Genomic DNA, 6359 nt, shown 5'->3' with positions numbered 1-6359 from the left:
ACCCCCGTCAAGAAAACCACCGGCCGACCGCCGCTCACCCTCGACGAACAGACCTTCAGCCTGCTCCACACCCGACTGCGCTGCCTCGGCGAACGCGCCGCCGCAATGCTCAAAACCCGCTGGACAGCCCTGCGACACGTCACCCTCTGCCCGAAACGCATCGGCCACATCACCCAAGCAGCCCTCGTCCTCACCCACCACGAACACAACGGACGCTACTGAGAAAACCTCAATGTGGCATTGGGTGCATCTGACGCACCGAACGCCACATTGGGTGCGTGGGACGCACCCAATGCCACATTGGGGTCTTCTCCGCAGTGAGGGTGGCGTCGGCAGTGCGCGGGACCCTCGCCGTCGATGGGCCTGGCGCGCGGTATCGAGGTCCGTGAAGGGCTCCCTGAGGGAATCTGATTCCCTCAGGGAGCCCTTCACGGACGTTGGCCGGGAGTGCGAGGCCGCCCGGTCCCGGCTGAAGACCGCACAACCCGAACCCGCAGAGCGCCAGGGTGTGAACCCGCCCTCGCCAGGCGCGGTCCAGGGGGTGGGACGGGTTGACCGGGCGGTCCGGGGCTGGTTCTCTGTGCGGCATGCTGACGTGCGAGATGACGATGCGGCCGGGGTCTGCCGACCTCCGCCCCGTCATGGGCATGTCGTGTCGCTGTTGTCGGTGAACCCAGCCCGGCCCAGCTCGACACCCATCTTCTTCCCGTGAGGACTTTCTTTCATGTTCGCCGTTCCGGACAACACCCTGCTGCGTCCCGAGAACCCCGCCCTGCGCCACCCGGTCCGCGTCGCCGTCGACGTGGCCGCCGACCGGGAACGCTGGGGCAGCCTGCTGCGCTACGACCCCGACGAGCGGTTCTCCGCGCTGGTCGAACGCACTGAGGACCAGGAGATCTGGCTGCTCAGCTGGCTTCCCGGCCAATACACCGACCTGCACGACCACGCCTTCGCGACCGGCGCGTTCACCGTCGTGTCCGGGCGGCTGACCGAAACCGTCGCGCGGCGTGCCCCGGGCGGGCGCGCGGTGACCGAGGTGCACGGGCTGTCCGCCGGGCAGTCGCGGGTGTTCGGGCCGGGCTACGTGCACGAGGTGCGCAACGACGGCCCGGACCCGGCGATCAGCGTGCACGTCTACCGCCAGGGCGGCCGGCAGATGCGCTCGTACCAGGCGAATCCGGTGGACGGTCCGACCCGGGTGTGATCAGCGGTCGAGGTCGCCGCGCAGCCTGAACTGCCGTTCGATCTCCTCCCGGCCGACGCCCGCGGCCAGCAGAACCTGCAGCAGGATCCGCGATTTCCGCGGGCACAGCCACCCGGCCATCGTCGCGCCCATCCGGATCAGGCTCGATTCGGAGCCGTGAAACCCGTACGTGCTGCGAAAAGTCGGGCCCGCGCCGGTCCTGGACGCGACCACCACCGGCACCTCCGCGGCCGCGATCGCGTCCGCAGTGCCCGTCGATACGTGCCCGACGCCATTGGCAGCGACCACGACGCCGCGCGCACCGCCCTTGAGAACCATCGACAGCAATTCTCCCGAATCGTCGAGGCCGGATTCCAGCAGCGGAACGAGATCGACATTCTCGGCGCCGGGCAGCACCGGCAGGCGCGGCGGCGACGGGTGGAAGTAATGCACCGCTCCCTCGGCGACCATGCCGAGCGGACCCGCGGGCCGCGACGAAAACGTTTCGACGTGGCTGGAATGCGTCTTCCGCACCCACCGCGCCGCGTGCACGTCGTCGTTGAACGCGACCAGCGCGCCCCGGCCGCGGCTGCGCGGATCGGCGGCGACGGTGAGCGCGGCGAGGATGTTCGCCTGGCCGTCCGGGCTGGGCAGGCTCGGGTTCCGCATCGCGCCGGTGACCACCACCGGCGCGTCGGACGGCCACGTGAGGTCGAACAGGTACGCCGTTTCCTCCAGCGTGTCCGTGCCCTGCACCACCACGAGACCGTCCGCGCCCGCCTCGATCTGCTCGACGCCCCACTGCCGCGTCCGCGCGAGCGTCGCGTAGTCCATCGACGAACTGGAGACCCCGGCGAGCGTCGCCGCGGAGACCTCCATCGGCAGCCGGGAACCGAGGTCTCCCAGCAGGTCCTCGGCGCTCAGCCGCGGCACCACGCCGTCTTCGATCGAACGTCCGGGAGCCATCGAGATGGTGCCGCCCAGCGCGGCGACGGCGATGCGAGTCATGCCCGCACTCTATGCGGGCCGCCGCGCCTGCAAGGTGTAGCTAGCGGCGATCCGGCGCGGGTTGTCGCGCAGCCGCCATTCGCCGCCCCCGGCCTCTTCCATTTCGTTCGGCAGCGCGTTCCACGCCGCGGTGTCGTGCTCGGTCAGCCCGGTCAGGACCAGGTCCTGGTCGAGCAGCGCGGTGACGATCTCGCCGAGCGAATGGTTCCAGCTGTGCGTGGTCGTCGTGTTCACCGTTTCGTCGGTGTCGACGTAGGTGGTGTCGTCGCTGAACACGAGCGGTTCGTCGTGCTCGAAGTAGTCGTACCTCGGCCACGCGCGTTCGGATTCTTCGTCGAGCGTCCACAGCATCGGGTGGCCTTCGCGCAGGAACAGCCGTCCGCCCGGCCGCAGCAAGCGCGCGACGACCTCCGCCCACGGCGCGATCTTCGGCAGCCAGCAGAGCGCGCCGATTCCGGTGTACACCAGGTCGAACGCGTTCTCGCCGAACACTTTCACCGCGTCGTAGACGTTCGCCTCGTGGTAGTCGATGTCCGCGCCGGCGGCGTCCGCGAGCTTGCGCGCCTCGGCGAGCGACGCCGGGGAAAGGTCCAGACCAGAGACCTTGGCGCCGAGCCGGTGCAGCGACAGCGTGTCCGTGCCGATGTGGCACTGCAGGTGCACGGCGCGCAGCCCGGAAACGTCGCCTAGGCGCGGCTGGTCGAAGCGCACGATCTGGCTCAGGTGCGCGGGATCGGCCTTGAACTTGTCGAACTCGTAGTACGCCGAGCGCGCGTGGATCGGCGCCCGGTCGTCCCAGTTGGCGCGGTTGATCTCGAACGAATCCGTCACGCCGTCTCCGCCACGCTGCGCTGCACGCAGAACTCGTTGCCTTCCGGGTCCTGCAGGACGACCCAGCCGCTGCCGTTCTCGCGACGATGGTCGGAATGCAGCGTCGCGCCGATTTTGAGCAGCCTTTCGACCTCTTCGTCGCGGGTCCCGTTGTCCGGCTTCAGGCAGACGTGCAGCCGGTTCTTGATCGTCTTGGGCTCCGGCACGGCGATGAACAGCAGCGTGACGCCGGAGTCGAGCGTGACGCCGATCTCCTCCTCGCCCGGTTTGTCGTCCTCGCCGACCGGGCGGCCGGTCACCTGGGTCCAGAACTGGGCCAGCTCCCACGGGTCGGCGCAGTCGACGGTGATGTTGTCCACGTAAGAAGTCATCGGATTCCTTGAGCTCGGGGGCGGATGCCGGTTCGGAGTCTGCCCGGAATGCCCGATGCGCGCGACAGGTTTCCGGATCTTCGCCGCGGCGGCGAACCTGTCGAGTGGCTGTCAGCCGGGGGTTCGGCTCGCGCGCCCGCGCGGACGTCGCGGAGGATGGCGGGGTGGAGAACCCGAACCCGGTGCGGCTGCTCGTCGTGGACGACGAGCCGCACATCGCCGACCTGGTCGCGACCGTCGCCCGTTACGAGGGCTGGCAGGCCGTGACGGCCGGGTCCGGCGCCGACGCGCTCGCGCGCGCCGCGGAGTTCGCTCCCGACATCGTCGTGCTCGACCTCATGCTGCCGGATTTCGACGGGTTCACCGTGCTCGACAAGCTGCGCGAAAAGCACGACGAGGTCCCGGTGGTTTTCCTGACGGCGAAGGACGCGACCGCCGACCGTATCGCCGGCCTCACCCGTGGGGGTGACGATTACCTCGTCAAGCCGTTCTCCGTCGAGGAGCTGATGGCGCGGCTGCGCGCGGTGCTGCGGCGGACGTCGGAAAAGCCGGACGCCCGCGCGGTAGTGCTGCAGGTGGGGGATCTCTCGTTGGACGAGGAGACGCACGAAGTCCGCCGCGGTGGTCAGCTCGCCGAACTGACGCCGACCGAGTACGAGCTGCTGCGCTACCTGATGCGGCGCTCGCCTGCGGTGCTCACCAAGGCGCAGATTCTCGACCACGTGTGGGAGTACGACTTCGGCGGACGGTCCAATGTGGTCGAACTCGCGATCTCGCGGTTGCGGCGCAAGCTCGACGCGGAGGCCGAACCGCTGATCCACACCGTGCGCGGCGTCGGGTACTCCGTGCGACAGGCGGAGCGGTGAACCGGATCGGGCGCTGGGCTCGCCGGTGGTACCGGGCTTGGCGCGCCTCGAGGCTGGGCACCCGGCTGGCGTTCGGGCTGGGCGCGCTTTCGCTGGTGGTGTTCGCGATCGTCGGCGCGCTGACCGTCGAGCTGATGCACGACTACCTCAACCGGCGGCTCGACGAGCAGCTCAAGACCAGCCAGGTCGCGCAGGTGCCGCATCTGCGCGAGTCGAAGGACAATCCGGAAGTCGTCTACTCCTGGTATTCGGCGGTTTTCGACGTCCGGGAAGGGCATGCCGTCCCGCAGCCGGGCAGCACGTTGCCGAACGACGTCCGGCCGCTGGCGCAGGTGGCCGAAGAGGCGACCGGCGGCGACCAGTTCCGCACGATCGCCTTGCCGGGACAGGGTTCTTACCGCGTGCGGGCCTGTCCGGTGGAGACTTCGCAGAACGGGACCGGCACGGTGTTGCTGAGCGCCGCGCCGCAAGCCGACCTCGACAACACTGTGCAGCAGTTGATGCTGATCGAAGTGATCGCGTTCCTGATCGCGCTGGCGATTCTCGTCGTCGCCGGTCGAGTGGTGCTGCGACGCGGATTGCGACCCTTGTCGGACATGGCCGGTACCGCGCATGACATCGCTTCGCACGACCTCACCGCAACCGCGGCTTTGCCGGTGCGCGCGTCCGGCACTGGCGGCGGTGCGGAGGTCGAGGAGTTGCGGACGGCGTTCAATGTGATGTTGAGCCACATCGAGTCTTCGCTGGCCGCGCGGACCGAGGCGAACGATCGGCTGCGCCGGTTTGTCGCTGATGCCTCGCATGAACTGCGAACGCCGTTGACGTCGATCCGCGGCTATGCCGATCTTTTCCGTTACGCCGCCGCGAATGAGCCTGAGGAGCGCGAGGCGCACCTGGAGAAGATCCGGGCCGAGACCGCGCGGATGAGTGTGCTGGTGGACGATTTGCTGCTCCTCGCCCGTCTTGACGCGCGGGATGTCGAACCGCCGGTGCGCCCGCAGCGAATGGATCTCACCGAGGTCGCCGCGGCAGCCGCGGACGCTTTCCGGGCCGGTCGTCCGGGGTATCCGCTGACGGTGTCGATTCCGGAGGAACCGGTGGTGCTGCACGCGGATCCCGCGCGGCTACGGCAAGTTCTGGACAATTTGCTGGCGAACGCGGCCGTGCACACGGGCGAGGGAACGCCGGTTGAGCTGGCCGTGACGGTGGCGGACGGGATGGCCGTTGCCACCGTCACTGATGCCGGGCCGGGGATTTCGCCGGAGGACCAGCAGCGGATCTTCGACCGGTTCTATCGCGTCGACAACTCCCGCACCCGGGCCGCCGGCGGGACTGGGCTGGGGTTGTCGGTGGTGCATTCGCTGGTGGTGGAGCACGGCGGGACGGTTTCGCTGGACAGCAGCCCCGGGCGGACGGTGTTTACCGTGCGGTTGCCGCTGTCTTCGTGACGCGTGCGGCGACGTGTTCGGGCACGGTCCAGTCTGCTGGCAGGTCAGCGGAGGGTTCCGGTTCGCCGAAGACCGTGCGCACCGGCAAGACCCCGGCCCAAGCGGTGTTTGCGGTGACGTCCTCGGGTTCGTCGTCGGGCCCCTCAGCGCGGAGCTTCACCGACGCTTCAGCCAGATCGAGCGCGATGACCGAAACCGCCGCGAACTCCTTCTTGTTCACCGCGCGAGCGTGTTCCCACGAACCGGGGGAGAGGTGGTCGGTGAGCACGTGCAGGCCGCGCATCTTCTCGTCCGGGTCGGTCACCAGGCGGGCCTTGCCGAGGATCACCGCGCTGCGGTAGTTCACCGAATGGTTGTTCACCGAGCGGCAATAGACGATGCCGTCGAGCAGGGTGACCGTCACGCAGACGTCCGTTTCCCCGGTGGCGGCTCGCAGACTGGCCGCGCCCGTGGAACCATGCAAGTACAGGGTGTCGCCGTCGCGGCCGTATCCGGTGGGCAGCACCAGCGGGACGCCGTCGCGGACCACGCCGAGGTGGCAGATCAGCGCCTCGTCGAGCACGGCGTGCAGCGCGGCGCGCTCGCTGGCGGCGCGGTGGCGTTTGCGGCCGAGTGTGGTGCGTTCGGTGGGCGAAAGGCTGCTCATGCGGCC

8 protein-coding genes are annotated in these 6359 nt (G+C 69.0%); 4 read left to right on the top strand and 4 right to left on the bottom strand.

Annotated elements, in window-relative coordinates; all coding sequences use genetic code 11:
• The coding region (locus ACFORO_RS27935; protein WP_377896656.1) for a transposase family protein at nt 1-222 on the top strand (222 nt) is incomplete at its 5' end.
• 502 nt (nt 223-724) lie between these two features.
• Nucleotides 725-1204 carry a cysteine dioxygenase gene (locus ACFORO_RS27930; RefSeq protein WP_377873717.1) on the top strand — a complete coding sequence of 160 codons (480 nt, stop codon included), beginning with the start codon at nt 725-727 and terminating at the stop codon, nt 1202-1204.
• Here ACFORO_RS27930 and ACFORO_RS27925 read toward each other — a convergent pair whose 3' ends face one another.
• Genes ACFORO_RS27925 through ACFORO_RS27915 form a run of 3 tightly spaced genes read right to left on the bottom strand, consistent with a single transcriptional unit; the run spans nt 1205 to nt 3393 of the window.
• Nucleotides 1205-2191, bottom strand: coding sequence for an asparaginase (locus ACFORO_RS27925; protein WP_377873718.1), 987 nt, complete (start codon nt 2189-2191; stop codon nt 1205-1207). It abuts the gene before it with no gap.
• Nucleotides 2192-2200: 9 nt separating this feature from the next.
• Nucleotides 2201-3022 carry a class I SAM-dependent methyltransferase gene (locus ACFORO_RS27920; protein ID WP_377873719.1) on the bottom strand — a complete coding sequence of 274 codons (822 nt, stop codon included), beginning with the start codon at nt 3020-3022 and terminating at the stop codon, nt 2201-2203.
• The gene (locus ACFORO_RS27915) at nt 3019-3393 is read right to left on the bottom strand and encodes a VOC family protein (RefSeq protein ID WP_377873720.1); all 375 of its coding nucleotides are present in this window, start codon (nt 3391-3393) and stop codon (nt 3019-3021) included. Before ACFORO_RS27915 ends, ACFORO_RS27920 begins: the two co-directional genes overlap by 4 nt.
• Nucleotides 3394-3557: 164 nt before the next feature.
• Here ACFORO_RS27915 and ACFORO_RS27910 point away from each other — a divergent pair, with 164 nt between their 5' ends.
• Both ACFORO_RS27910 and ACFORO_RS27905 read left to right on the top strand, forming a co-directional pair.
• Nucleotides 3558-4259: a response regulator transcription factor gene (locus tag ACFORO_RS27910; RefSeq protein ID WP_377873732.1), complete on the top strand. Its 702-nt coding sequence runs from the start codon at nt 3558-3560 to the stop codon at nt 4257-4259.
• A complete protein-coding gene (locus ACFORO_RS27905; protein ID WP_377873721.1) occupies nt 4256-5707 on the top strand; it encodes a sensor histidine kinase in 1452 nt (483 codons plus the stop codon). Before ACFORO_RS27910 ends, ACFORO_RS27905 begins: the two co-directional genes overlap by 4 nt.
• On the opposite strand, the gene ACFORO_RS27900 is transcribed toward ACFORO_RS27905, so the two are convergent.
• On the bottom strand, nt 5679-6353 hold the full coding sequence (locus tag ACFORO_RS27900; RefSeq protein ID WP_377873722.1) for a pyridoxamine 5'-phosphate oxidase family protein: 675 nt from the start codon (nt 6351-6353) through the stop codon (nt 5679-5681). The two genes, ACFORO_RS27905 and ACFORO_RS27900, sit on opposite strands and share 29 nt — an antisense overlap.
• Nucleotides 6354-6359 lie beyond the last annotated feature (6 nt).

Origin of the sequence: Amycolatopsis halotolerans, assembly GCF_042647905.1 — a bacterium.
GTDB lineage: Bacteria > Actinomycetota > Actinomycetes > Mycobacteriales > Pseudonocardiaceae > Amycolatopsis > Amycolatopsis halotolerans.
Note: the sequence above shows the minus strand (reverse complement) of the source record. Positions and strands in the feature narration are given on the sequence as shown.

What these genes read in the sequence shown, in the direction of transcription:
- ACFORO_RS27915 (WP_377873720.1), bottom strand. Translation starts at nt 3,393, where the DNA reads ATGACTTCTTACGTGGACAACATCACCGTCGACTGCGCCGACCCGTGG.
- ACFORO_RS27925 (WP_377873718.1), bottom strand. Translation starts at nt 2,191, where the DNA reads ATGACTCGCATCGCCGTCGCCGCGCTGGGCGGCACCATCTCGATGGCT.
- ACFORO_RS27900 (WP_377873722.1), bottom strand. Translation starts at nt 6,353, where the DNA reads ATGAGCAGCCTTTCGCCCACCGAACGCACCACACTCGGCCGCAAACGC.
- ACFORO_RS27930 (WP_377873717.1), top strand. Translation starts at nt 725, where the DNA reads ATGTTCGCCGTTCCGGACAACACCCTGCTGCGTCCCGAGAACCCCGCC.